Source organism: Mesorhizobium sp. M0317 (assembly GCF_040321555.1).
Lineage (GTDB): Bacteria > Pseudomonadota > Alphaproteobacteria > Rhizobiales > Rhizobiaceae > Mesorhizobium.
In genome coordinates this window covers 23733-48649 of sequence record NZ_JAMYRV010000014.1, presented here as the reverse complement: position 1 = coordinate 48649, position 24917 = coordinate 23733, and the positions used below count along the sequence as shown (strand labels likewise).

Annotated in this window: 31 protein-coding genes and 1 pseudogene; 19 read left to right on the top strand and 13 right to left on the bottom strand. The window is 62.9% G+C overall.

Annotated features, from left to right (window positions below; genetic code table 11):
- Positions 1-19 precede the first annotated feature (19 nt).
- The 3 genes from NKI88_RS12920 to NKI88_RS12910 form a co-directional block, all read right to left on the bottom strand.
- A complete protein-coding gene (locus NKI88_RS12920) occupies positions 20-223 on the bottom strand; it encodes an arylamine N-acetyltransferase (RefSeq protein ID WP_352655456.1) in 204 nt (67 codons plus the stop codon).
- Positions 224-305: 82 nt separating this feature from the next.
- Positions 306-1475 carry an AI-2E family transporter gene (locus NKI88_RS12915; protein ID WP_023673203.1) on the bottom strand — a complete coding sequence of 390 codons (1170 nt, stop codon included), beginning with the start codon at positions 1473-1475 and terminating at the stop codon, positions 306-308.
- Positions 1476-1585: 110 nt separating this feature from the next.
- Positions 1586-2647 carry an LLM class flavin-dependent oxidoreductase gene (locus tag NKI88_RS12910; protein WP_352655454.1) on the bottom strand — a complete coding sequence of 354 codons (1062 nt, stop codon included), beginning with the start codon at positions 2645-2647 and terminating at the stop codon, positions 1586-1588.
- 234 nt (positions 2648-2881) lie between these two features.
- Here NKI88_RS12910 and NKI88_RS12905 point away from each other — a divergent pair, with 234 nt between their 5' ends.
- Entirely contained in the window at positions 2882-3310 is a 429-nt protein-coding gene (locus NKI88_RS12905) for a DUF6481 family protein (RefSeq protein ID WP_352655452.1), read from the top strand.
- Positions 3311-3395: 85 nt separating this feature from the next.
- Here the strand turns inward: NKI88_RS12905 and sugE are convergent, their stop codons facing one another.
- Together sugE and NKI88_RS12895 are read right to left on the bottom strand one after the other, a co-directional pair.
- Positions 3396-3710 (bottom strand): quaternary ammonium compound efflux SMR transporter SugE, encoded by a 315-nt coding sequence (sugE, locus tag NKI88_RS12900; RefSeq protein WP_352655450.1) that lies wholly within the window; start codon positions 3708-3710, stop codon positions 3396-3398.
- A 213-nt stretch (positions 3711-3923) separates the two neighbouring features.
- Complete coding sequence (locus NKI88_RS12895) at positions 3924-4049, bottom strand: hypothetical protein (RefSeq protein ID WP_006200611.1); 126 nt, start codon at positions 4047-4049, stop codon at positions 3924-3926.
- A gap of 213 nt (positions 4050-4262) precedes the next feature.
- Between NKI88_RS12895 and NKI88_RS12890 the strand changes: the two genes are divergently transcribed.
- The 4 genes from NKI88_RS12890 (at position 4263) to NKI88_RS12875 (ending at position 7511) form a co-directional block, all read left to right on the top strand.
- Positions 4263-5072: a transglutaminase-like domain-containing protein gene (locus tag NKI88_RS12890; RefSeq protein WP_023687480.1), complete on the top strand. Its 810-nt coding sequence runs from the start codon at positions 4263-4265 to the stop codon at positions 5070-5072.
- Between the two features lie 115 nt (positions 5073-5187).
- The gene (locus tag NKI88_RS12885; protein WP_352655448.1) at positions 5188-6141 is read left to right on the top strand and encodes a cation diffusion facilitator family transporter; all 954 of its coding nucleotides are present in this window, start codon (positions 5188-5190) and stop codon (positions 6139-6141) included.
- 77 nt (positions 6142-6218) lie between these two features.
- Positions 6219-6623: a GFA family protein gene (locus tag NKI88_RS12880; protein WP_023703802.1), complete on the top strand. Its 405-nt coding sequence runs from the start codon at positions 6219-6221 to the stop codon at positions 6621-6623.
- 81 nt (positions 6624-6704) lie between these two features.
- Positions 6705-7511: a class I SAM-dependent methyltransferase gene (locus tag NKI88_RS12875; RefSeq protein WP_023703801.1), complete on the top strand. Its 807-nt coding sequence runs from the start codon at positions 6705-6707 to the stop codon at positions 7509-7511.
- A gap of 101 nt (positions 7512-7612) precedes the next feature.
- Here NKI88_RS12875 and NKI88_RS12870 read toward each other — a convergent pair whose 3' ends face one another.
- Positions 7613-8866, bottom strand: coding sequence for a DNA recombination protein RmuC (locus tag NKI88_RS12870; protein WP_023692996.1), 1254 nt, complete (start codon positions 8864-8866; stop codon positions 7613-7615).
- Between the two features lie 103 nt (positions 8867-8969).
- On the opposite strand from NKI88_RS12870, the gene def reads away from it, so the two are divergent.
- From def to truA, 6 genes are all read left to right on the top strand, one after another.
- Entirely contained in the window at positions 8970-9500 is a 531-nt protein-coding gene (def, locus tag NKI88_RS12865; protein ID WP_023673213.1) for a peptide deformylase, read from the top strand.
- 99 nt (positions 9501-9599) lie between these two features.
- The gene (locus NKI88_RS12860) at positions 9600-9887 is read left to right on the top strand and encodes a plasmid stabilization protein (protein WP_352655445.1); all 288 of its coding nucleotides are present in this window, start codon (positions 9600-9602) and stop codon (positions 9885-9887) included.
- Complete coding sequence (locus tag NKI88_RS12855) at positions 9884-10309, top strand: type II toxin-antitoxin system VapC family toxin (protein WP_023732763.1); 426 nt, start codon at positions 9884-9886, stop codon at positions 10307-10309. Before NKI88_RS12860 ends, NKI88_RS12855 begins: the two co-directional genes overlap by 4 nt.
- A gap of 38 nt (positions 10310-10347) precedes the next feature.
- Positions 10348-11298, top strand: a complete 951-nt coding sequence (gene fmt, locus NKI88_RS12850; RefSeq protein WP_352655443.1) for a methionyl-tRNA formyltransferase — start codon at positions 10348-10350, stop codon at positions 11296-11298.
- Entirely contained in the window at positions 11295-11801 is a 507-nt protein-coding gene (locus NKI88_RS12845) for a GNAT family N-acetyltransferase (protein WP_023681337.1), read from the top strand. Before fmt ends, NKI88_RS12845 begins: the two co-directional genes overlap by 4 nt.
- 11 nt (positions 11802-11812) lie before the next feature.
- Positions 11813-12568, top strand: a complete 756-nt coding sequence (truA, locus tag NKI88_RS12840; protein ID WP_352595192.1) for a tRNA pseudouridine(38-40) synthase TruA — start codon at positions 11813-11815, stop codon at positions 12566-12568.
- On the opposite strand, the gene NKI88_RS12835 is transcribed toward truA, so the two are convergent.
- Positions 12565-13170, bottom strand: a complete 606-nt coding sequence (locus tag NKI88_RS12835) for a transporter (protein ID WP_352655440.1) — start codon at positions 13168-13170, stop codon at positions 12565-12567. The genes truA and NKI88_RS12835 overlap by 4 nt on opposite strands.
- A gap of 2 nt (positions 13171-13172) precedes the next feature.
- A complete protein-coding gene (gene dapE, locus NKI88_RS12830) occupies positions 13173-14363 on the bottom strand; it encodes a succinyl-diaminopimelate desuccinylase (protein WP_352655438.1) in 1191 nt (396 codons plus the stop codon).
- Positions 14364-14410: 47 nt separating this feature from the next.
- On the opposite strand from dapE, the gene NKI88_RS12825 reads away from it, so the two are divergent.
- Positions 14411-15448, top strand: a complete 1038-nt coding sequence (locus NKI88_RS12825) for a 2-dehydropantoate 2-reductase (protein ID WP_352655436.1) — start codon at positions 14411-14413, stop codon at positions 15446-15448.
- Positions 15449-15506: 58 nt separating this feature from the next.
- Here NKI88_RS12825 and NKI88_RS12820 read toward each other — a convergent pair whose 3' ends face one another.
- The 3 genes from NKI88_RS12820 to dapD are packed head-to-tail and all read right to left on the bottom strand — an operon-like array spanning position 15507 to position 17554.
- Positions 15507-16277, bottom strand: coding sequence for a hypothetical protein (locus tag NKI88_RS12820; protein WP_352655434.1), 771 nt, complete (start codon positions 16275-16277; stop codon positions 15507-15509).
- Between the two features lie 21 nt (positions 16278-16298).
- Positions 16299-16703 (bottom strand): DUF805 domain-containing protein, encoded by a 405-nt coding sequence (locus tag NKI88_RS12815; RefSeq protein WP_081725464.1) that lies wholly within the window; start codon positions 16701-16703, stop codon positions 16299-16301.
- Entirely contained in the window at positions 16700-17554 is an 855-nt protein-coding gene (dapD, locus tag NKI88_RS12810; protein ID WP_023673222.1) for a 2,3,4,5-tetrahydropyridine-2,6-dicarboxylate N-succinyltransferase, read from the bottom strand. The genes NKI88_RS12815 and dapD overlap by 4 nt, the downstream gene beginning before the upstream one ends.
- 148 nt (positions 17555-17702) lie before the next feature.
- Between dapD and NKI88_RS12805 the strand changes: the two genes are divergently transcribed.
- Entirely contained in the window at positions 17703-18548 is an 846-nt protein-coding gene (locus tag NKI88_RS12805; protein WP_023681343.1) for an LOG family protein, read from the top strand.
- A gap of 80 nt (positions 18549-18628) precedes the next feature.
- Here the strand turns inward: NKI88_RS12805 and NKI88_RS12800 are convergent, their stop codons facing one another.
- Positions 18629-19348: a pyrimidine 5'-nucleotidase gene (locus NKI88_RS12800; RefSeq protein ID WP_023687469.1), complete on the bottom strand. Its 720-nt coding sequence runs from the start codon at positions 19346-19348 to the stop codon at positions 18629-18631.
- Positions 19349-19523: 175 nt separating this feature from the next.
- Here NKI88_RS12800 and NKI88_RS12795 point away from each other — a divergent pair, with 175 nt between their 5' ends.
- The 3 genes from NKI88_RS12795 (at position 19524) to NKI88_RS12785 (ending at position 22069) form a co-directional block, all read left to right on the top strand.
- Positions 19524-20285: a GGDEF domain-containing protein gene (locus NKI88_RS12795; RefSeq protein WP_352655432.1), complete on the top strand. Its 762-nt coding sequence runs from the start codon at positions 19524-19526 to the stop codon at positions 20283-20285.
- Between the two features lie 177 nt (positions 20286-20462).
- Entirely contained in the window at positions 20463-20633 is a 171-nt protein-coding gene (locus NKI88_RS12790) for a hypothetical protein (protein WP_023673226.1), read from the top strand.
- Positions 20630-22069, top strand: a complete 1440-nt coding sequence (locus tag NKI88_RS12785; protein WP_352655430.1) for a GMC oxidoreductase — start codon at positions 20630-20632, stop codon at positions 22067-22069. The genes NKI88_RS12790 and NKI88_RS12785 overlap by 4 nt, the downstream gene beginning before the upstream one ends.
- 196 nt (positions 22070-22265) lie before the next feature.
- Here the strand turns inward: NKI88_RS12785 and phhA are convergent, their stop codons facing one another.
- Positions 22266-23102, bottom strand: a complete 837-nt coding sequence (phhA, locus tag NKI88_RS12780; protein WP_352655428.1) for a phenylalanine 4-monooxygenase — start codon at positions 23100-23102, stop codon at positions 22266-22268.
- Positions 23103-23241: 139 nt separating this feature from the next.
- Between phhA and NKI88_RS12775 the strand changes: the two genes are divergently transcribed.
- The 3 genes and pseudogenes from NKI88_RS12775 to NKI88_RS12765 all read left to right on the top strand — a co-directional run bounded on the left by NKI88_RS12775 (position 23242) and on the right by NKI88_RS12765 (position 24875).
- The gene (locus NKI88_RS12775; protein ID WP_352655426.1) at positions 23242-23718 is read left to right on the top strand and encodes an Lrp/AsnC family transcriptional regulator; all 477 of its coding nucleotides are present in this window, start codon (positions 23242-23244) and stop codon (positions 23716-23718) included.
- Positions 23719-23829: 111 nt separating this feature from the next.
- Positions 23830-24162 (top strand): annotated as a pseudogene (locus NKI88_RS12770) (cobalamin-dependent protein); the annotation flags it as partial.
- 314 nt (positions 24163-24476) lie between these two features.
- Positions 24477-24875: a RidA family protein gene (locus tag NKI88_RS12765; protein ID WP_352655424.1), complete on the top strand. Its 399-nt coding sequence runs from the start codon at positions 24477-24479 to the stop codon at positions 24873-24875.
- The last annotated feature ends 42 nt before the right edge of the window (positions 24876-24917 follow it).

Below are 24917 nucleotides of genomic sequence, written 5' to 3'. Positions count from 1 at the left end.
CCTCAAGCCTTTACGATGTTCAACTGCCTGACCCTGGTTTCGAAGGCGCGGTCGGGAATGACGATGTCGAGCTGGCACCAAGCAACGGGTCCAGATTCTCGAACGGGATCGCCTGCGGATGCTGGCGATGCAGCGCGCTCAGCGTGTCGAGCGACGCATCGATCGGACCGCGATAGCCGATGCGGTCGAAATAGGAATCGAGTTCGAAGGAGGCATCGTTCATCGCAGGGTCCGGCTTGACCGGCTCGATATAGGCACTCCGCCTGAAGACAACAAATGCGCGATGACGGACAGGCGCGGCAAGCTTATGCCGCTGCCTTTCCGTTCTCTTCGGCCGCTTCTTCCTCAACCACGGCCGTCTGCTGTGCGGCGAGAAAATTGCCGACATGGCTGAGGCCATCGAAATGATCGCAGAACACTTTGACGACGACCAGCAGCGGCACCGCCATCAGCGCGCCGACAAAGCCCCAAAGCCAGGACCAGAAAGCGATGGCGATGAAGATCGCCACGGCGTTGATCTCGAGGCGCCGGCCGACAACCATCGGCGTAACGAACTGGCCTTCGACGATGTCGCACAAAAGCACGAAGCCTGGCGCCAAAAGGGCGTAGGTGATCGAGTCGAAGCTGATCATCGCAATGACGCTGACCAGCACGATGGTGATCAGCGCGCCGACATAGGGCAGGAAGTTGAGCAGCGCCGCCATCGTTCCCCAGACCAGCGGGTTGGGCATGCCGAGCGCCCACAGGCCAAGGCCGATAACCGCGCCGAGACCGGCATTGATGACGGTGACGGTGAGCAGATAATGCGAGATTTCGCGCTCGACGTCATAGACGACGCGCAAGGCCCGCTTCTTCTCGCTGAGGCTGGCGAAGGACTGGATGATCTTCTCATAGAACATCGTGCCCGACGCCAGCAGGAACAGCGACAGCACGAAGATGATGGTCAGGCTTGTCCCCGCCGACAGGACGTTGCTGGCGGCGGCCGACAGGACGCCGGACTGCGCCATCGCCACCTTCTGGATGCCCGGCTCCTGCGAGGTCTCCGTCATCTGTTCAATCTGATGCGAGATCTGCATGATCCTCTCGAGCGGACGCCGTAATTGCGCCAGCCGTTCGGTAAGTTGTTGGCCGATCGAGGAGGTGTTGTTGAGAAGGTCGATGACCGGGCCGCTGAGCAGATAGCCGGCAACGCCGAAGACGCAGATCGACAGCACGACCAACATTGTCGCCGAAACCACTTCCGGAATGCCGCGCTTGCGCAGGAAGCGCACGATTGGCGTCAGCGTCAGCGTCAGCAGGAAGGCGAGGATAACCGGCATGAAGAAAGCACGCGCGAAATACAGCGCGTAGATGGCCATGAACAGGAAGATCCCGATGAGCAGCGAACGCATCAGATGCGTGTCGGCACGCGCCACAACTCTCGCCTCTTCGGTCTCGGCAAGGCCAGCACCCAAAGCGGCGGGTTCGGCTTTCATGATTTTCCCTCAGCGGCGCACCGCAATTGGTGCATTCCCCTGACGGAAACGCCTCTGCAAGCCCAAGGTTCCGTTAGCCGGCAAGGCCCTCAATCCGGGCCGCCCGTCGCTCAGGCGGCTGGCGCTGCGACGGCGACGCCGGGCTTGGCGGTCTCCTTGCGCACGATCGGCGCCACCCTGGTGCCGTAGAGTTCGATCGCCTTCATGATCTTGGCGTGCGGCATGGCGCCGATCGCCATCTGCAGCAGGAAGCGGTCATTGTTGAAGATCTTGTGCTGGGCGACGATCTTTTCCGCCACCTGCTCCGGATCGCCGACGAACAGCGCGCCGTTCGGACCACGCGACTGATCGAAATGCGCCCGCGAGGTCGGGCCCCAGCCGCGCTCGCGGCCGATGCGGTTCATCACTTCGGCCTGCGGGCCATAGAAATCGTCGGCCGCCTGTTCAGTGGTGCCGGCGATGAAGCCGTGCACATTGATGCTGGTGGCAAGGCCCGAGGGGTCGGTACCGGCCCGCCTGGCGGCATCGCGATAAATGTCGAACAGCGGTGCAAACCGCGCCGGCTCGCCGCCGATGATGGCCAGTGCCAGCGGCAAACCGAGCACGCCCGCGCGCGCCGCAGATTGCGGCGTTCCACCTATTGCGATCCAGATCGGCAATTTGTCCTGCAGCGGCCGCGGATAGACGCCGCGGTCATTGATCGACGCGCGCAGATTGCCGGACCAGGTAACTTTGACGCCGTCGCGTATAGCCAGCAGCAAATCGAGCTTTTCGGCGAACAGCTCGTCATAGTCCTCGAGATTGTAGCCGAACAGCGGGAAGGATTCGATGAACGAGCCGCGCCCGGCCATGATCTCGGCCCGGCCGCCCGACAAAAGGTCGAGCGTTGCGAACTGCTGGAAGACGCGAACCGGATCGTCGGAGGACAGCACGGTGACCGCGCTGGTCAGCTTGATGCGCTTGGTGCGTTCGGCGGCAGCGGCCAGCGCCACCACCGGCGCGGACGCGGCATAGTCGGGGCGGTGATGTTCGCCCAGACCAAAGACGTCGAGGCCGACCTGGTCGGCCAGCTCGACCTCCTCGATCAGATTGCGCAGTCGCTGATGCGGGCCGATCGCGCCGGGGCAGGGCTCCGGGCTGACGTCGGCGAAAGTGTAGAGACCGAGTTCCATGGCATGTCATCCAAATGTTCTGATTTGCCGCTAGAGGTAGCGGCGAGCCGCCCCGGCCGCCAGAGGGGCGGATGGTGAACAGTGCATGTCGGTTTCGGCCGGCTTTGTTTCAGGGAAAACGCGTCTCCCGGCTGCAACAGCATAAACTTTCATGGCTGGCATACCGTTTTGGCGCTTGAACTCTCGGTTTTCGCGCGTATGTAAGCGTCGCGAATTGACTTCAGGGAAGTGGACTTGGCTATCTACAGGGAAAAAGACATTTTCGAGCGGCGCAATGCCGCGAACGAGGCAAAGAAGGCGCTTCTGGAGCGCTTCAAGGCGAAGCCGGCGGCTGATGATCCTGCGGTTCTGGCCAAACAGGCCGAACGCAAGGCGATTCTTGAGGCTCGCGAGATACGCGAGGCCGAAAAGGCCAGGCTGAAGCAGGAAAAGCTGGCACGCGAGGCGGTCGAGAAGGCCGAGCGCGAGGCGGCAGCCGAAGCGGCGCGTATTGCGGCCGAAGAGGCAGCGCAGGCTGAAGCGAAGATCAAGGAAGCCGAAGAAAACGAGCGCATCGCCCGTTTGCTGGCCGACGAAGCCGAACGCAAGGCCAAGCGCGACGCACGCTATGCGGCGCGCAAGCAGCGTACCGGCAGGACGCCTCCGGGCTTCTCCGCCCGCTAACGCTTCGATCGAAACGATCGGACATCAGGGTCGCCTTCCAGCGGCCCTGAACGTGTTTGTGCGTCGATTTCCTTGGTTGCTTTGGTCAGGCGGCGAGCTTCAGCCCCGTAATGCCGCAGACGATGAGCGCAATGCAGGCGAGCCGGATGGCCGTCGCCGGCTCGCCCAGCAGCCAGATGCCAAGCAGCGCCGTGCCGACCGTGCCGATGCCGGTCCACACCGCATAGGCCGTCCCGACAGGCAGCGTCTTGAGCGCTAGGCCGAGCAACCCCAGGCTGATGATCATCGAGGCGACAGTGAGCACCGTCGGCAGCGGCTTCGAGAAGCCGTCGGTGTATTTGAGGCCGATCGCCCAGCCGATTTCGAACAGACCAGCGAAGAACAGAAAAATCCACGACATCGGGATGCACTCCTTCCATGAGGATGGCGGGGCGTCCCGGCCGGACTTTTGAGAAAGGCGCGAGGTCGTCCTCGCCGCTTCGGTATAAGCGGCTGCGCCGGTCCGATCAACAAAACGCCGGCAGCATCGTTCATGCCGCCGGTGTCAAAATCTGCGCCGAAACGGTTTGCCCGAATCTCAACCGTCCCAAGATATTGAGGACCTAAGGCGGGCTTACTTTTCCTTGAGCCTCATCGCCTTGACGGGCGGCGCCTTGAGTGCCGGAGCCGCGGCGGGCTTCTTGGCGTCTTTTTTCGGCTTGCGAGCTTCCTTGCCCGCCTTCATCGCACCTTTAGCCATGATTCGTTCCTCCAGTTGCTGGGAGGCCAAGTGAAACAAGAGAAACGCCGGACTGCAAGGGGGCGGGCGTCCGTCGCCGGCGCCGGCGGGCCGCTTTCAACCGGTTTCTAATTTGCTCGTAAACCATTCCGGTCCGTGCCATGGTTGCCTTCGCACTGCAGCATCGGCCATGCCTTCGCCCGGCGATGATCAGGAAGTGCGGTCAGGACGACAATGCGAATCCGCATCGGCAGCGAGATGAGTTTCGATTTTCCGCAGGAAACGCCGCTGATCGCGATGCTCAATGTCCACTACTCCAGGGCCTCCGATCTCGAGCGCCCGGATTTCCTGACCTCCAACCCGCCGGTGCCGATCCAGAGCTACCGCGACAGTTTCGGCAATTGGTGCAACCGTTTCGTCGCCCCGCCCGGTCGCTTCACCTTCGGCACCGATTCGGTAATCCGCGACCCCGGCACGTTCGAGATGGGCGACCTGATGGCCTGGCAGCACGAGGTGCGCGATCTGCCGTCGGACACATTGCTCTTCCTGTTGCCGAGCCGCTTTTGCGAGAGCGATCTGCTGGCCAGCGAAGCCTGGCGGCTGTTCGGGCATACGCCGCTTGGCATTGCGCGCGTCCAGGCGGTCTGCGACTTCGTCCACAACCATATCGTCTTCAGCTACGGCAATGCGCGGCCGACCCGCACCGCGGCGGAAGCCTATCGCGAGCAAAGCGGCGTCTGCCGTGACTTTGCCCACCTCGCCGTCACCTTCTGCCGTGCGCTAAACATCCCGACCCGCTACTGCACCGGCTACATCAGCGACATCGGCCTGCCCAAACCTTGGGCGAGCATGGATTTCGCAGCCTGGATGGAGGTCTATCTCGGTGGCCGCTGGCATGTCTTTGACCCGCGCAACAATTCGCCACGCATCGGCCGCATCCTGATCGCGTCGGGTCGCGACGCCGCCGACGTGCCGCTGACCCACATCTTCGGACCGGGCACGCTGGCTGGTTTCAAGGTGTGGACGGACGAGATCATCGAATAGGGGCGTCTTTCCGCAAGCTGCCTACAAGACCCTGAACGACCGGGCGATTCGTGCGTTGTGATGCCTGTGGAGCTCGGCGGCAGGGGCGTTACATCAGGTTCCTTGGAGGGACAGCATGGCAGCACATGGCGGGTCGAAGACGGTCATCTACGCGGCGCTCGCCGGTAATCTCGCTATTGCTGTGACCAAATTCGTCGCCGCCTTCTTCACCGGCAGCTCGGCGATGCTGTCGGAAGGCGTGCACTCGCTGGTGGATACCGGCAATGGCGGGCTGCTGCTCTACGGCATGCACCGCGCCGCCCGCCCGCCGGACCGCACGCATCCGCTCGGCCATGGCCGCGAGCTGTATTTCTGGAGCTTCATTGTCGCCCTGCTCGTATTCGCGCTCGGCGCCGGCGTGTCCTTCTATGAAGGCGTCGTCCACATCATGGCGCCTGAGCCGGTCGCCAATCCCAAAATCAACTACATCGTGCTGGGCCTCTCAATGCTGTTCGAGGGCAGCTCCTGGTACGTGGCGCTGAAGGAGTTCCGCCAGCAGAAGGGCAAGCAAGGCTGGCTGCAGGCCGTGCAATCGAGCAAGGATCCGAGCGTCTACACGATCCTGTTCGAGGACAGCGCCGCCCTGCTCGGTCTGTTCGTCGCCTTTGCCGGCATATTGGCGGCCGAACTCCTCGACATGCCCGAACTCGACGGCGTCGCCTCGATCGGCATCGCGATGATCCTCGGCGCCACCGCCATCTTTCTGGCGCGCGAAAGCAAGGGATTGCTCATCGGTGAGCCGGCCTCGCCGGAAGTGCAGGCCAAGGTGCTGACCATCGCCCAGCAGAATCCGGCAGTGCAGCGGGCCAACGGCGTTCTCACCGTCCATCTCGGCCCTCGACAGATCGTCGCTGGGCTGAGCATCGAATTCGAGGACCATCTGACGGCGCCTGAGATCGAAGCCTGTGTCGAGCGCATCGAGGCGCTCTTGAAAAAAGAAATGCCGGAGATCACCAGGCTGTTCGTCAAGCCGCAGACGACCGGAACCTGGGAGCACCGGTGCAAGCAGGTCGAGGCGGCGTCGGACTAGTTCTGGACCAGCAGTCCACCGTTGGCCCCATCGCCTGGTCCCGCTAAGATCACTCGGCGGAATTCGGAGAATCAACCATGAAAATCGATGGTGGGTGTCATTGCGGCGCCATAGCTTATGAAGCAGAGGTCGACCCGGAAAAGACCTCTATCTGTCATTGCACCGACTGCCAGCAACTGACCGGCACCGCCTTTCGTGTCACTGTTCCCGCGCCTGAGGATCATTATAGGATCACCAAGGGAACACCGAAGGTTTATATCAAGACGGGATCGAGCGGCGCCAAGCGTGCCCAGGCGTTCTGCGGCGACTGCGGTTCGCATCTTTACGCAACGTCGGTTGGCGACGGGCCGAAGGTCTATGGGATCAGGGCGGGGACCGCGCGGCAACGCGAGGATCTCGTTCCGACCCAACAGAAATGGCACCGATCGGCCCTGCACTGGCTTCCGGAATTCGAGGGCGTAAGCATCGTAGAGGCGCAGTAGCACCTGCCTCCCGGTTAAACGCGGCCCAAACCAGCCAATAATGTGCTAGGCTAGCCATCAAACGGATGGCGGGGGATAGCAATGTCGGAAACGGACAAAGTGTTTGCCGGCTCGATTCCGGAAAACTACGACCGCTACATGGTGCCGCTGATCTTCGAGCCGTTCGCCGCGGATTTGGCACGACGGGCAGCGTCCTTGTCGCCCGGCGCCGTCCTGGAAGTCGCCGCCGGCACCGGCGTTGTCACCCGCGCATTGGCTCCAAAACTGTCTCCCGGCGCAAGCTATGTCGTGACCGACCTCAACCAGCCTATGCTCGACTACGCGGCCTCGCGACAAGCTCCCGACAGTCGTATACAATGGCGTCAGGCGGATGCTCTGGCGCTGCCGTTCGAAGATGCGGCTTTCGATCTCGTTTGCTGTCAGTTCGGCGCGATGTTCTTTCCCGACCGAGCCGCCGGCTATCGCGAAGCAAAGCGGGTCCTGAAGACCGGCGGCCATTTCCTGTTCAACGTGTGGGATCGCATCGAAGAGAATGTATTCGCCAATGATGTGACGAATGCTCTTGCGGAGATTTTTCCGAACGATCCGCCCCGCTTTCTCGCCCGCACGCCGCACGGCTACAATGACATTGCATTGATCCGCGGCGAGTTGGAAGCCGCAGGTTTCTCCCGTGTGGTGATCGACACGAGGGCCGAACAAAGCCGTGCCTCCTCGCCGCGCCTTCCGGCGGTTGCCTATTGCCAGGGAACTCCGCTTCGCAACGAAATCGAGGCTAGAGGAAAACTGGAAGCCGCAACCGATCACGCCGCGTCCGTGATTGCAGCCAGACACGGCAGCGGCGAGGTTGCGGCCAAGATCCAGGCGCACGTGATCGTGGCTACGGTCTAATGCATGGCGCCCAGAAGTGTGCCGCGGTTCTGGGACAACGACATGCATCAAAACAAAGACTTTTAAAGCGCGTCGTATGAATCCGTTCAGCGCGACGCGCTTTAATCGTCGCCTTCGACGACACGCAGCCTGAGCTGCCCCGTCTTGGAATCCGCCACCCGCACCCCGGCTTCGGCCTTGGCGGGTCCGCCACCGCGCACTTCGGCTTCGCTTTCGCCAAACTCCAGCGCTTCGATCTTTTGGCCGCGCTTGGTCACCTTCGACGTCGACACCAGTATCTCGTCGATATCCTTGGCCGACTGGCCAAAATGCGTCTGCAACCGGCGCACGCGTTCGTCGACGCGCGCGACGTCTTCCATCAGCCGGATCACCTCGCCCTGGATCAGATGCGCCTGTTCGCGCATGCGGGCGTCCTTGAGGATGGCCTGGATGACCTGGATCGACAGCATCAAAAGCGACGGCGAGACGATGATGACACGCGCCCGGTGCGCCTTCTGGACCACGGCGTCGAAATTCTCGTGGATTTCGGCGAACACCGATTCCGACGGCACGAACATGAAGGCGGTGTCCTGCGTCTCGCCCTGGATCAGGTATTTTTCCGAGATATCGCGGACGTGAATTTCGATGTCGCGGCGGAAAGCCTGGGCCGCGATCTTCTGTTGTTCGGCGCCATCGGCGGCGCGGATGGCGTTCCAGGCTTCCAGCGGAAACTTGGCGTCGATGGCAAGCTGCGGCGCACCGTTCGGCATCCTGACCAGGCAGTCGGGACGGCTGCCGTTTGACAGCGTTGCCTGGAACTCGTAGGCGCCCATCGGAAGGCCGTCGGCGACGATCGCCTCCATGCGCGACTGGCCGAAGGCGCCGCGCGTCTGCTTGTTGGACAGGATCGCCTGCAATTGCACGACCTGGCCGGCCAGCGACTGAATGTTGCCTTGCGCGGTGTCGATGACCGCCAGCCGTTCCTGCAGTTTGGCGAGGCTCTCATGCGTCGATTTGGTCTGTTCGGTCATGGTTTGACCGAGCCTGCCGGTCATGGCGTCGAGGCGCTGGCCGATCGACTGGTTGAGTTCGGCCTGCCTTGCGCCGAACACGTCGGCGATGGCGCCCATGCGGCCCTGCATCTCGGCCTGGCTTTGCAAAATGCCGGCCATCCGCGCCTCGGCGTCGCGGGCGTGGTCGGCGGCTTCCGCCGCGGCGATGGTGCGCGCCTTGGCCGATCGCCACAGCGCCACGACAAGCGCCAGGAACAGGCCGAGAAACACCAGCGCGCCGAGGGCCAGTGCATGGCCGAGCGTGATCGTCGTGGCGCCAAGCCGGGCAACGGGTTCGGAAAGGATGGTGCTCAGGTCGTTCATCCCGCCAGCATAGCCGATTCGCAGACCTGGCACAGATCAAAACGTGAACGAGACCGATTCGCACCGGTTGACGCTTCTCCTGCGACGTTTTAGGTGAGGCGCCATGTCGATCAAGCCGCTCATCATCCTTCCCGATCCCATCCTGCGCCAGGTTTCCAAACCAGTCGAACGCGTCGACGCGCCTTTGCGCAAACTGGCCGACGACATGCTGGCGACGATGTATGATGCGCCGGGCATCGGCTTGGCCGCAATCCAGATCGGCGAGCCGCTGCGCATGCTGGTCATCGACCTCGCCAAGGAAGACGAGCCGCCGGCGCCGCATGTCTTCATCAATCCCGAAATCCTCGAAAGCGCCGACGCCCGCTCGGTCTACGAGGAAGGCTGCCTGTCGATCCCGGACTATTACGCCGAGGTCGAGCGTCCCGCCTCGGTGCGCGTGAAATATCTCGACCGCGACGGCAAGCTGCAGGAGATCGAGGCCGAAGGCCTGATGGCAACTTGCCTGCAGCACGAGATCGACCATCTCAACGGTGTGCTGTTCATCGACCACATCTCGAAGCTGAAGCGCGACATGGTGGTCAAGAAGTTCAAGAAGCTCGCCAAGGACAAGGCGCCGGGCAAGCTGGTGGGATAGGCCCTGCTTTCGGCGACTCGCACAAAATCCCGTCTCGACCCGCCCCTATTGAGAGACGCTTCCTTGCGTGATATCATTGATATCAGACTGGAGACTCAGATGGGCGATATGTTGATCAGAGATATTCCCGAGCCGTTGAAGCGTGACATCGAGCATGCGGCACGCAAGGGCGGCCAAAGCCTCTCGATCAAGGCGATCGATTTATTGCGAAAAGGCATGGTTGCGGAAAAAGAAGGCAAGGCCGAGCCTGGACTCACGGCTTGGGATGCGATTCGCGCTGCCTTCGCCTCGGAAAATGCAATCAGCGACGAATTTGCGCAGATGATGGATGAGATCGAAGCGGAACGGAAACGCGACTTTGGCCGCACCATTGAGAATTTCGAGTGATAATCCTCGATACCAATGTCGTCTCGGAAGCGAGCCGGCCCGCGCCCGATCCAAACGTCGCTAAGTGGTTTCGCAGACAGGACCTGCTCGACCTCTATCTCTGCGGTCCTGTTGTCATGGAGCAGTCCTTTGGAGCCGAAAGGTTTCTCAACAAGACCGGCTCGGACCGCCACGTCCGTGCACTTGACCACCTGGTTTCGAAGCAGTTTTCGGGACGTGTCGTCGAATTTGCCGGTCCCATTCCCCGTCTGGCGGGCAAGCTCCGGGCAATGCGGGAAACTATCGGCCGGCCGATCAGCCTTTCCGATGCCATGATCGCTGCCATCTGCCTGTCGCACGACGCTATGCTGGCGACGCGCAATATTAAGGACTTCGAAGAGCTTGACCTCAAGATCGTAAACCCGTTTGAAGCAGACGCTTGAGCGGACGGCCGCGCGCAGAACAGGATACTGGACGAAAAATGCCGCTTCGCGTCATCTTCATGGGCACGCCGGAGTTTTCGGTGCCGGTGCTGCGCGCGATTGCCGAGGCCGGGCACGAGATAGCAGCCGTCTACACCCAGCCGCCGCGCGCCGCGGGCCGCCGCGGGCTGGAGCTGACACCGTCCCCGGTGCAGCGCGAGGCTGAGCGGCTGGGCATCGAAGTGCGCACGCCGCTGTCGCTGAAGGGCGAGGCCGAGCAAGCTGCTTTCCAGGCGTTGCGTGCCGATGTCGCGGTCGTCGTCGCGTATGGTTTGCTGTTGCCGAAGGCTATTCTGGAGGCTCCGCGCCTCGGCTGCCTCAACGGCCACGCCTCGCTTTTGCCGCGTTGGCGTGGTGCAGCTCCCATCCAGCGCGCCATTATGGCCGGCGACGTCGAGACCGGCATGATGGTGATGCGCATGGAAGAGGGCCTGGACACCGGTCCGGTGGCACTGGTTGAAAAATGCGCCATAGAGCCCGATATGACGGCCGGCGATCTGCACGACCGCTTGATGAATATTGCTGCCACGCTGATGGTGGAAGCGCTGTCCCGATTGGAGACAAATACCCTGGCATCGACTTTGCAGGCGGCTGACGGGGTGACCTACGCCAGGAAAATCGATAAGTCGGAGACACGTGTGGACTGGACGCGCCCGGCTGCGGAGGTCCACAATCACATTCGCGGGCTGTCGCCATTCCCCGGCGCCTGGTGCGAGGCCGACATCGGCGGCCGCACGGAACGGCTGAAACTGCTTCGCTCGACGCTTTCTGAAGGTACGCTTTCTGAAAGCATGGGCGAGTCGGGAGGAATTCTCGATGACCGGCTGACGGTCGCCTGCAGGTCGGGCGCGGTCAGGCTGGTCGAAGTTCAACGGGCGGGCGGAAAGCCTGCTGCCGCGAAGGAGTTTCTGCGCGGGGCCAAGATCGAAAAAGGAATGAAGTTCTCATGAGCATGATGTCGATACGCGGCGCGACGCCGCGGGACCGCGAGGCCATACGCCTGGTCGAGGAACACGCATTCGGCCAGCAGGCGGAGGCCGGGCTGGTCGACGCTCTGGTCACCGGCGGCGACGCCGTTGTCGAACTGGTGGCGGAAGAAGACGGCCAGGTGGTCGGCCACATCCTGTTTTCCAGGCTGTTCGTTAGGAACGGCGGCAAGCAGTTTGCAGCCGTGGCGCTGGCGCCGTTGGCGGTGGAACCTTCGTTCCACGGCTCGGGCATTGGCGGTGCGCTGATCCGCGAGGCGCATATCCGCCTCAGGGATGCCGGCGAGACGCTCGCCGTTGTGTTGGGCGATCCGGCCTATTACGGCCGCTTCGGCTACAATCATGCGCGCGCCGAAAAGTTCGAGAGCGAATATCAGGGCGAAGCGCTGCAGGCGCTGGCCTGGGGTGACGCACCCGAAAAAGGCAAACTGGTCTACGCCCAGGCCTTTACCGCACTCGCCGCCTGAACGAAGGGTGTATGCCGCGTTTTCGTCTCGATATCGAATATGACGGCAGCCTCTTCGCCGGCTGGCAACACCAGGCGGATCAGCCTTCGGTGCAGCAGGCTATAGAGCAGGCGATCGAGAAATTCTGCGGTGAGGCGGTGCGGATACGCGCCGCCGGCCGCACCGACGCCGGGGTGCATGCGACCGCCCAGGTGGCGCATGTCGACCTCGCCAAGGCATGGCCAAACGACAAGGTGCGCGACGCCGTCAACGCCCACCTGCAGGCGGCAGGCGCGCGCATCGCCATCCTGCAGGCGACGGTTGTCCCCAATGAGTTCGACGCCCGTTTCTCGGCCAGCGGACGGCACTATCTCTACCGCATCCTCAACCGGCGCGCGCCTGCAGCGATGGAAAAGGGCAAGGTCTGGTGGGTGCCGAAGCGGCTCGATGCGGACGCCATGCACGAAGCGGCGAAAGTCCTGCTCGGCCGACATGACTTTACCACCTTCCGCTCGACGCAATGCCAGGCCAACAGTCCGGTGCGGACGCTGGAGCTGCTCGATGTAAGCCGCCAGGGCGACCTGATCGAAGTCAGGGCCTCGGCGCGCTCTTTCCTGCACAACCAGGTGCGCTCCATGGTCGGTTCGCTGAAACGCGTCGGCGACGGCGGCTGGACCGCCGCCGACCTCAAGGCCGCGCTCGCGGCGCAAGACCGCGCCGCCTGCGGCCAGGTGGCGCCGCCCGACGGGCTTTTTCTCGTCGGTGTAGACTATCCGGAAAAGTTCTAAGCCGGAGCGGCGGTCGGCACAGTGATGCCGAGCAGCGCCACCAGGCCGAACAAGACGGCCAGAGACACCACCAACATGCCTGCGAACACGGCACTGCCGACAGCCGCGCCCTTGCCGATCGCGGCGTTGGTCATCCGCCAGGTGAGTACCAGCGACAGCACCACCAGAACCAGCCACACCAATTCGGCAACCGGGTTGCCGGACGGCAGGAAAAGCCTGATCAGCGCTGAAGGCAGCAGCATCCAGGCGGTGATCGCCGACGCCCAGTTGCTGGCGACGACATAGTGGACGAAGCGGTCGCCGATGCCGGCGCGCGATGCGACCAGGGCAAGCACAACCAGGGGCAGCAGCCACGAGCCGAGGTCGACGGTCGCCAGGCGAATCAACATGCCCAGCCGGCCGGCGAACGCATTGGGATCGCCGATCTCGTTGGCCGTGCCGACCCAGCCGACGATCATCGCCGGCGCGGCGACGACGATGGAGAAGAAGGAATTCCAGAAGCCGTCCGCCGACAGGTCGAGCAGCCGCAAGCCGTCGGCCTTTCCGAGCATCAGCCGCCAGGCGCCGTTAAGCGATGAAGAGGTCTCGTCAACCGAAAGCATGATCAGCCCTGCTCGAACCAGTCATCGATGAAGCGCTGGTAGATTTGGGTCAGCGTCTCGAGGTCGGCCAGTGCGACGCGCTCGTCGACCATGTGCATGGTCTTGCCGACCAGGCCGAACTCGACCACCGGGCAATAGTCCTTGATGAAACGCGCATCCGAGGTTCCGCCCGAGGTGGACAGCGCCGGCTCCTTGCCGACCGTCGCCTTGATCGAGCCGCGCAGCGTCCCGATCAGCTTGTCGTCGCGCGTCAGGAAGACATCGCTCGGCCGGTCGCGCCAGATCAACTCGTAGTCGACCGGCGTCTTGCCGGTCCGGTATTTCTTGCGCTTCGCCGCCTGGTCGAGGCGGTTATGGATCTCGGCCTGCACCGTCTCGGCAGTCCATGTGTCGTTGAAGCGGATGTTGAAGGTGGCTGTCGCCTTGGCCGGAATAACATTGGTCGCGGGGTTGCCGACATCGATCGAGGTCACTTCCAGATTGGTCGGCTGAAAATCCTTCGTGCCCTTGTCGAAGACGGGCGACAGCAAGGCGTCGACCAGGCTGATCAGGCCGCGCACCGGATTGTCGGCGAGCAATGGATAGGCGACATGGCCCTGGCGGCCGTTGACCGTGACACTGCCCGACATCGAGCCACGCCGGCCGATCTTGATCATGTCGCCGAGCGTGTCCGGATTGGTGGGCTCGCCGACGATCGCGGCGTCCCATTTCTCGCCCCTGGCCGCCGCCCAGTCGAGCAGTTTTGTCGTCCCGTTGATGGCCGGCCCCTCCTCGTCGCCGGTAATCAGCAGCGAGACCGAGCCTTTCGGACCACCCTTGTTCTCGACATGGCGCGCCACGGCAGCGATGAAACAGGCGATGCCGCCCTTCATGTCGACGGCGCCGCGGCCATACATCTCGCCCTTGGCGATCTCGGCGGCGAAGGGCGGATGCGTCCACGACGCCTCGTCGCCCGCCGGCACCACGTCGGTATGGCCGGCAAACATCAGATGCGGCCCATTGCCGGAGCGACGCGCGTAGAGGTTCTCGATGTCGGGGGTGCCGTCTTCGGAAAACACCGGGCGTTCGACGGAAAAGCCGAGCGGCTTCAGCATGCCTTCCAGGGCAGCCAGCGCGCCGCCCTCGGCGGGCGTTACGGAGGCGCAGCGTATGAGGGTCGCGAGGTTGGCGGCGGGATCGGTCGGCAGTTTCATGGGCAAAGCGATAGTCGAAAGCGAAAGGCCTGTCACGGCCAGAGATGATGACCGGTCCTGCCGCCGACATTATGGTTTTCCTGTCGTATAGTGCAGGCCAACACGGCGCCGGCAGCATAGGCTGCTATGTCGGCGGCTGCCTGGCGCTGGCCGGACGCAAGGTGGTGTTTTTGGCGCGGCCAAGCATCGCGACGGTCTTGCTGGACGGCGGCCTGCGCATCACCGATCTCGATAATCGCGACCGATCCATCCGGCCGGAGTCCGTCACCACTGATCCCGCCGCTGCCCTGGCCAGTGCCGACGTGGTGCTGGTGACGGTCAAGAACGGCGCTACCGAGGAGATGGCGTCGCTTGTTGCCGGACATGCGCGCGGCGAAGTCGTGGTGGTCAGCCTCCAGAACGGCGTCGGCAATGCCGACCGGTTACGCGCCGGGCTCGGTGGACGGACTGTGCTCGCCGGCATGGTGCCGTTCAATGTCGTCCAGTCGGCCATAGGCAATTTGCCGCTTCACGTGCATCGCGCCAGCAACGGCAAGGTCATGATCGAAGATGGCGTGACCGGCCTTGCCGGCCTTCTCGATGTCGAAGGGCTTGGCGTGGAAACCCATCCCGACATGAAAGCCGTGCAGTGGGGCAAGCTGCTGATCAACCTCAACAACGCGCTTGTCGCCTTGTCCGGCCTGCCGCTGGCGAGCGAACTTGCCGACCGCCGCTGGCGGCGGATCCTGGCCGGTCAGATCGACGAGGCCCTGGCGGCGATGAAGGCGTTACATATCGCGCCGGCACGAATCGGCGGCTTGCATCCCGTCCTGCTGCCGAAACTGCTCCGGCTGCCGGACTGGCTGTTCCGGCTGGTCGCCCGCCGCATGCTCGCCATCGACCCGCAGGCGCGTTCGTCGATGTGGGACGACCTCCAGCGTGGTCGGCCGACCGAGATCGGTGACCTGCAGGGGGCGGTCCTGAGCCTCGCCGAAAAGGCCGGCACGCCGGCGCCTCTGCTGAAGCGGGTCACCGTGCTGGTGCGGCAGGCCGAGCGGGAAAAGCGCGGCTCACCCGGGCTGACGCCGGAAACCGTCACTGGATAGTCTACTTGCCGCGAGCCTCGGGCCTTGGCCCGCAAAATAGGCGCGTAGGCCCGCCGCGTCACAGCTTTGGTGCGCGCCTCGGAGCCGGCGCTTTGCTCGCCGAGCCTGGCGCCGGCAGGGGCTGCGCAGCCGGGTGGTTCTCGATCAGCGTGATCTTCTGCCAGATCTTGCGCGACAGGTTGGACGCCAGGTTCTCGACGTCGTTGACGCCGTCGATGACCACATCGTCATTGACCGACTGCGCAAACAGCGCCGCGATCTTGCCGGCGATCGACAGCATCTCCGAGCAATAGTCGAGGTAGCGCGCCAGGTCGGCGGCATTGGTGATGCGCGCCGGCGAATGCGCGGTCGGCCTGAAATTGGCGGACAATGCTGCCGGATCCTTGGTCAGCTGGTGCATGTCGATGACATGGATCAGCGATCTCAACCCATGCAGCTGGCGAAACACCCGCTTGCGCTTGATGCGCTCCTCGGTGCGGATCAGCGCCAGCAGGCCGAGCACGGCAAGGATCATCATGTTGATCGTGGCTTCGATGCCTTGCACCGACTGCACCGCATCGTCGGCCTGCGAGATATGGATGAGCGGCAGGATGGTGCCGACGAACAGGAAGATCAGCGCGCCGGCGGCAACTGCGGCGACGATGGCGCCGCGCAGCCACCAGATCGGCGCTTCCAGCGCCTGCGCCGCCTTGGCCAGGTCGCGCGACAGCGACACCAGTTCGGCGGCGACGCCGCGCAGGCCGGCATCGGGAAAACGCTCGGCGACGCGCTCTTCCAGCCGCTCGGCGGTGTCGATGATCAGTTTCGGATCAAGCGTGCGGTAGCGCATGGCGAGATATCCGGTCGGCGCTCATGGTTCAGCCGGCGCGTTGCTGCGCTTGCCGTAGCGGTTCGGACCGGGGTCACCCCGGAAACACGCTAGAACGATGAGAAGAATGGGGCCGATGATAAGAGAGATCAACGCGTAATAAGTCGGCTTGCCGAAATCATGAAACCGCTTTGCGGTTACCGCAAAGCTCGACCATGTCGAGATCAGCAAAACGACCCAGAACACAAGTGCCCAGTTCTGGCTGGTTGCGGTGCCGGGTTCCAGTCTCGACAACTGGTAGAGCGGGAAAAACTGTGCAAGCACCAGCAGCAGCCCGGCGAGCACGTAGGCACTTGGGCTGACGCGCCCTGAGAGGCTGAAGAAAAGCCAGGGAAGTGGTGGTGTGTTGGGCAATCTGGAGCGCTCTGGTTGCTCGGACAGGATCAATCACGCAGCAGTTCGTTGATCGAGGTTTTCGACCGGGTCTTGGCATCGACGCGCTTGACGATGACGGCGCAGTAGAGGCCAGGGCCCGGCTCGTTGTTCGGAAAGGCCTTGCCCGGCATCGAGCCGGCGACGACGACCGAATTCGGCGGCACCTCGCCATAAAACACTTCGCCGGTGGCGCGGTCGACGATCTTGGTCGACTGGCCGATGAACACACCCATTCCGAGCACCGAGCCTTCGCGCACGATGCAGCCCTCGACCACTTCGGAGCGCGCGCCGATGAAGCAATTGTCCTCGATGATGGTCGGGCCGGCCTGCATCGGCTCCAGCACCCCGCCGATGCCTACGCCGCCCGAGAGGTGCACATTCTTGCCGATCTGGGCGCAGGAGCCGACCGAGGCCCAGGTGTCGACCATGGTGCCGCTATCGACATAGGCGCCGACATTGACGAAGGACGGCATCAGCACCGCGCCCGGCGCGACATAGGCCGAGCGGCGCACGATCGAAGACGGCACGGCGCGGAAGCCTGCCTTCTCGAAATCGACCGCGCTCCAGCCGTCGAACTTCGACGCCACCTTGTCCCACCAGACCGCCTGGCCGGGGCCGCCCTTGATGATCTCCATCGGATAGAGCCGGAACGAGAGCAGCACCGCCTTCTTCAGCCATTGGTTGACATGCCATTTGCCATCGGCCTGGCGCTCGGCAACGCGCACGGTGCCACGGTCGAGCAGGTCGAGTGAGGACTGGATGGCGTCGCGCGTTTCGCCCCGAGTCGCGGTCGAAATCGTGTCGCGCTCCTCGAAGGCCTTCTCGATCGTCTTTTCGAGGCTGGCCAGATCAGGCTTCGACATGAATTCGCTCCGTTACCACGCTGTTAAGGCCGTCGGCCTTAACCTTGTTTTGAAAGTCGCGCGGACCCTATGTTAAGGCGTATTGGGGGTCAATCGCGCGTGCGCCATGGGACGGCGCAAGTGAACTGTTGGGACGGGTAGAAAGCATATGACTCCTATGGAAAAGGCGGGATGGACGCCGCTGCCGCATTCGGACGAGGATCTGGAGCGCTCGAAAAGCGTTCCCGACACGCCGCAGACGCGCGCCGAAACCTACCGGCTGGCCTGGAACGATCCCGACTTCATGACGCGCCGGGAATTGCGCGCTGTGCGCTTGCAGCTTGAGCTCTTGAAGCCCGAAATGATCCTGGCCGAGCGCGGCATCCGCTCGACGGTCATCCTGTTCGGCGGCGCGCGTATTCCCGAGCCCGGCGGCGAGGCCTGGGCCGCCAAGAACGAGACGCAGAAGAAAAACCTCGAGGAAAACAGCAAATACTACGAGGAGGCGCGCAAATTCGCCCGCCTCTGCTCACAGCAATCGGCCACGTCCTACTACCGCGAATTCGTCGTCGTCACCGGTGGCGGCCCAGGCGTGATGGAGGCGGGAAATCGCGGCGCCGACGATGTCGGCGCGCCGTCGATCGGCCTCAACATCGTCCTGCCACACGAGCAGGCGCCGAACGCCTATGTGACCCCGGAGCTGTGCTTCAACTTCCACTATTTCGCCATCCGCAAGATGCATTTCGTCATGCGCGCCAAGGCCGTCGCGGTGTTTCCGGGCGGCTTCGGTACAATGGACGAATTCTTCGAGACGCTGACGCTGATCCAGACCGGCCGCATGGAGCGCGTGCCGGTGATCCTGTTCGGCAAGGCGTTCTGGCAGCGCGCGATCGACCTCGATTTCCTGGCCGAACAAGGCACCATCACGCCCGGCGACCAGGATATCATCGACTTTGTCGACACCGCCGACGAGGCCTGGGGGATCATCAGCCGCTTCTACAAGTTGGGGGAGTAGGGGAACCGGGAATTGAAGAACTGAAGAATTGAGGAAAAGGAGGTCCGGATCGGTCTCCCTTTCACCAGTTCTTCAATTCTTCAGCTCCTCAATTCCTCTACCCCCTCCACTATCCCCGTCAGAAACGTCGCGAGATCGTCGGTGACGAAATCGACGTCGTCCTCATTGGCCGGATCGCGTTCCCAGATCTCGGCAAAGGTCGGCTCGAAATTGCGCGGCACCACCAGCACCGTGGTCATGCCCAGTGATTTCGGCACCTCGAGGTTGCGGGCGAGATCCTCGAACATCACCGCATTGTGTCCGGTGACGGCGTGCAGTTCGGCAAACTTCTCATAGGTCTGCCGCGACGGCTTCGGCGTCAGCCCGGCGGCGACGATATCGAAAATGTCGTCGAAATGGTCGAGTATGCCGAGCTGGCGCGCGGTGCGCTCGGCGTGCCTGCGGTCGCCATTGGTGAAGATGAACTTGCGGCCGGGCAGCTGGCGGATAGCGGTGCCCAGCACCGGATCCGGCACCAGCCACGAATAGTCGATATCATGCACCTTTTCGAGAAAGTCGTCGGGGTCGATGCCGTGACGCGTCATCAGCCCGTTCAGCGTCGTGCCATATTCGAGATAGAGTTCCTTCTGCAGCTTGCGCGCTTCCTCGCGCGGCAGCGTGAGTAGTTCTCCGACATAGGCCGTCATCTTGACGTCGATCTGCGAAAACAGATTCGAATGGTGCGGATAAAGCGTGTTGTCGAGGTCGAACACCCAGTCGGTGACATGGGCGAAGCGGGCGGGATCGGGCAGCGTGGTCATGGCGTCCTTATGGCATGAAATATCTGCCGTTCGAACCCCTTTCTGATGTAGAGCTTATCCACAACCTATGTGCATCTAGAGTTGTAAAAATGGGCTCACCATTCAAATTTTAGCCATCACGGAAAGGTGGCCTTCAGGGCTTGCTGGCACAGAGACGGTTCAGTGGGAGCCAGCGATGAGTCGCATAGTCTTAAAGTCCGCCGCGGTCGCATTCGGCTCGGTAGCCATCTCGCTTTTGCTGACGCTGATCATCGTTCCCGCCATGGGTTTTCCGGTCGACCGCACTGTCTGGCTGACATCGACGGTGTGCCCGCTGGCGCTCGCCTGGATCGCCTGCGCCAGCACCTTCTGGCAGAGCGACCGACTGAAAAACGCGCATCGCGATCTCGCCCGCGCGCATGCCCAGCTCGCCACCGCGCATCGGCGCCTGTCGGCGAAGGCGAGCCGCGACGACATGACCGGCATGCTCAACCGCGAGAGCTTCTTTGCCGCGTTGGACGGCTCGCGGCGCAAATCCGATCGCGGCGCGCTGCTGATCATCGACGCCGACCATTTCAAGGCGATCAACGACAGTTTCGGCCATCTGACCGGCGATGACGCACTGGTGTTGATCGCCAGCGCCATCGAGCGCGGCGTCCGCAGCGGCGACGTGCTCGGCCGCATTGGCGGTGAGGAGTTCGGCGCCTTCCTGGTCGGCGCTACGGAAGCCGAAGCCCGGCGCGTGGCCGAGCGCATCCGCCGTGAAGTCGAGCTGGTCCGCTTTCGTCCGGTCGACGAGCGCACGGTGCCGCTGACCGTCTCGATCGGCGGCATCACCTGTGCGCAAGATGCCGATGTCTCGGACCTGATGCGCGCCGCCGACCGCCGGCTCTACGAGGCCAAGCACCGCGGCCGCAATTTGTCGATCCTCGACCGGGACATTTCCGAAGCTGCCTAGGTGTTGGTGGTGGGGCGGTTAACGGTTCGCCAACATTGTTTCCACGCAACTGCGCCGTTTACCGGGTTGTAACTCGTTTACAGGCAAGGCTTGGCACGGGAATGGCATGTCTGGCCGGTACCTGTGCCGTTCAGGGAACGCCATGCGTGGATCGAAGCCCCCATCCAGAGACGTGTCATGAGTTTCTTCATCAGGAAAATGTCGCGCCGCACCATCGTGCAGGCGCTGATTGCGATGCCGGCGCTACAGCTTTTTCGCAAGCTGCCTGACAGCGACCGCCCCCCGGCCGATCCCGACGAGATCGTCGTGGTCAATGGCTGGATCCTGAAGCGGAGCGACCTGGCATGATCTTCGACAGCTATGAGGCGTTTCGAGCCTCGGATTTCAAGCCCAAGGTCTGCATTCTCGGCTCCGGGCCGGCCGGCACCACCATTGCCAGAAAGCTCGGCGCCGCCGGCATTCCGGTCGTGGTGCTGGAGGCCGGCGCACGCGAATTCAGCGACGAGTCGCAGGATTTCTACCGCGGCTCCACGGTCGGCGATCAATATTTCGATCTCGACATCACCCGGCTGCGCCTCATGGGCGGGTCGTCGAACCACTGGGCCGGCTGGTGCCGCGTGCTCGACAAGCAGGACTTCGAACCCAAGGCATGGGCGCCGGACACCGGCTGGCCAATCAGCCGCGCCGACATCGAGCCTTATCTGTCCGAGGTGCACGACATACTCGAGCTTCCCGACTTCAAGCCCGATGTGCCGATTTCAGACGACATACACTGGGTGCAGCTGATCAAGAGCCCGGCCGTGCGCTTTGGCGAGAAATTCTCCGACGAGCTCGACAAGAGCAAAAACATAGCGCTCGTGCTCAACACCTATGCCACCGAACTTGCCGGGGACGGCAAACGAGTGACCGGCGCCGGGCTGTGGTCGAACGGCAAGGATGCCGGCGCTTTCAGCGCCGATTATTTCATCGTCTGCGCCGGCGGGCTGGAGAATTCGCGGCTGCTTCTATGGTCGAACCAGCGCTCCAATGGCGGCGTGGTGCCGAACGCCACGGCACTTGGCCGCTACTGGATGGAGCACCCGACCTTCGAGGGAGGCAATGCCATCCTGGCCGATTACAGCGAGTTCGAGGTCGATGCCGTCAACGAGGCGTTCTTCTCGCCGACGCTCGCCGCCATGGAGCGGCTGCAGATCATGAATTTCGGCATACGCCTGATCGAGACGCCCTATGCCGGCGTCAAGAGCCTGATTGCCGACCTTGCCTGCACCGCGCCCGAGGCCGCCGAATGGGTCGCCTACCAGCTCAGCCAGAACCTGCGCTGCGCCGCCCAGCTCTACGTCGCCTGGGAACAGGCGCCGCTGGCCTCGAACCATATCGAATTGTCGAAGACCGATGTCGACCGTGCCGGCGTGCCGCGCATCGAGCTGCACTGGAAGAAGTCGCCGTTGGAGCGCCGCACCATCCTCGAGGGGCTCAAGCTGTTCGGAACGACGCTGATCGAGAAGGACCTCGGCCGCGTCCGCATCATGGACTGGCTGACCAATGGCGAGGACTACCCGACGGATGAGGAACTGGCCGGCCACCATCATATGGGCGGCACGCGCATGGGCACCGATGTCGTCAAGAGCGTGGTCGACGCCAACTGCAAGGTGCACGGCATGGACAATCTCTATGTCGGCGGTTCCTCGGTATTCTGCACGTCGGGCGAATGCAACCCGACGACGACGATCACCGCACTTGCCTGCCGGCTAGGCGACCATCTGACCAAAGTAATCACGGTGTGACGAAGTCATCCCCCCGGTGTGAAGAAGTCATCACCGTCTGATTGTCAAAAAAGCGAACGGCGCGACAGGATTGCTACCGGCGCTACCCATGCCTTGGTGTCGAAACCCTCGGAAATCAGCGCCAACGAGATCTCCCTCCCCTTGTGGGGAGGGATTAAGGGTGGGGGTAGGTGCCGCGCAAACCCTTCAGGATTTGCTAAACCGTCGCTGGATCCAGTGCTGGCTGCCCCTTGCGGCGGGCGACGATCGCCTTGAAATCGGCGGTCCGGAACGCATCGCGCAACACGTCGAAAGACGGCAGCACGAAATAGGCGCGCTGGAACTTGTCGATCTCGTAGCCGGTGCGCATCACCGTTTCGAGGTCGAAGGGCACGCGGTGCGCGTCCGGGCTCGCGACGGCGAACTGCAATTCGGTGAATGACGACATCAGCCCGGCGCCGAAAGCTTTCAGCTTCTGGCCCTCCTCCTGTATCAGCCCGTATTCGGCGGTGTACCAGTAGAGCCGGGTGATCATCTCGTCACCGCCCAGCGCAATCACGCTCTCGGCCTTTTCGCCATACATCTGCATGAAGTCGGCAAACACCGGCTGTGTCAGGATGGGCACATGGCCGAAGAAGTCGTGGAACATGTCGGGTTCGACGATGTAGTCGAGCTCGTCCTTGGTGCGCAGCCAGTTGGTCACCGGAAAGCGCCGGTTGGCGAGATGGTCGAAGAAGGGCGCGGCCGGGATGAGGCCAGGCACGGCGACGATTTCCCAGCCGGTCAGCTTGCGCAGCTTGTCTGAGACCGCGCCGAAATCCGGGATCTTGTCGAGCAGGCCGAGTGCGGCGACGCCATCGAGATAGGAATGGTGCGCCAGCTTCTGCGTCAGCTTGGTCTGCCGGTCGCACAACGTGCGCCACACCGCCTGTTCTTCGGCGCTGTAATCATAGCCCTGCGCCACGGTGAAATCGGAACGGCAGACCGAATAGTCGCCACGCAGGCCTTGCGCCGCGCAATCACGGGCATATTCGGCAACGCTCATCGTCGTCATGGTTCTTCTCCCCTGATCGTGACGCTTGAATCTGTCTGCCGAATCTAGCGGCAGCCGGCGAGGCAATTCACCTTTGATGATGGCTTGGGTCCATGATTTGAGGTAAAAATCACCAAGCAGAAGCCGAAAGAGAGTGAAAATGCTTCAGTTCGACGATTTCGAGATCAAGATGCTGGACGTGCTTCAGCGCGATGGACGCAAGCCCGTGTCCGAACTGGCGCAGGAGATCGGCCTGTCGACGACGCCTTGCGCCCGCCGTTTCGAGGCGCTGCAGGAGGCCGGCATCATCAAGGGCTTTGCCGCCGTGCTCAACCGCCGCGCCGTCGGCCTGATGGTCGAGGTGTTCATCCAGGTGCGGCTCACCAGCCACAGCGACGGTTCGCCCGAAACCTTCATCGCCGCCGTGCAACGCATGGACGAAGTGTCGTCATGCTGGACGATGACCGGCGACCACGATTTCCTGCTGCACGTCATGGTGCCGTCGGTCGACGAACTCAACGCCTTCGTCATGCACCGCCTGATGCGCCTTGCCGGCGTGCGCGACGTTCACACCCAGCTGGTGCTGCAGAACATCAAGGGCCCGGGCCACGTGCCGCTCGCCCACCTCAGGCGGTAGGACACGCACCGCCATTTCTGCGGAAAAGCTGCACGCAAACTGCTGAACGGAGCCCAAATGCGAAACTGAAACGCCGGCTACGCCATGCGGACCGTCGCTCAAAGGTCCGTCATGAACATCGTGCTGATCAATCCGCCGCACACCGCCATCGGGAGCCGCGTGCCCGATGACCATCTGCCACCGCTCGGCCTGCTGGCACTGGGCGGCCCGCTTATCGACGCCGGCCATAAAGTCCGGCTGGTCGATGCCGAATTCGGGCAGATGCCGTTGGAAACGCTGGTGCGCGATGCGCTCAGCGGCCAGCCCGATTGCATCCTGATCGGCCATTCCGGCTCGACCTCGGCGCATCCCACCGCGCTCGCGATCGCCCGCATGGTCAAGGCGCTCGAGCCGGCGACGCTGGTGATCTATGGCGGCGTGTTCCCGACCTATCACTGGCGCGACGATGCGCTGGTACACGCAAATGGGCCGCCGCGTGTGGTTCCGCGAGGTCTGGGGTTTTCTGGCCCGCGACCGCCGCCTCAAGGATGGTCAGACGCTGGCTGAGTTCTGGGGCGCGCCGCAGGATGCCGATGAGGAATCCATGGTCGTCATGCGCCCGTCGCGCAAGCGGCCGAAGCGGCTGTCGCGATCTCGGCCGGCCCCTGACAGGCTCGCTGCCATTCGTAGATAATACCGCATGCGTATTGACATACGCAGCGTATGTATCCACCTCATGCATACGGGACGTATGTGAGTACCCGGACAATGGAGAGAAAATGACCAAACGTGACGCAATCTTTCCTGCCGGCCTGCAGGCTCTCTATGAGATCAATCGCTATTCTGCTGCAATACGATCGGGCGATCTTTTGTTCGTCTCGGGCCAGGTCGGCAGCCGCGAGGACGGGTCGCCCGAACCTGTCTTCGAAAAGCAGGTCCAGCTTGCCTTCGATAATCTCGCGGCAGTGCTGAAAGCAGCGGGCGCCACGTTCGACGATATAGTCGACGTGACCACCTTCCACACCGATCCGCCAACGCAATGGCCCGTGATCGATGCCGTTCGGCTGAAGGTGTTCGGTGAACCGCCCTACACCAATTGGACGGCGGTCGGCGTCAACTGGTTAGCCGGCTTCGACTTCGAGATAAAGGTCATCGCGCGCCTGCCCCAGCCTGCCTAAGGGCTGGCCAGCCGACCAACTGGCCGCCAAGCCAGTTGCCGA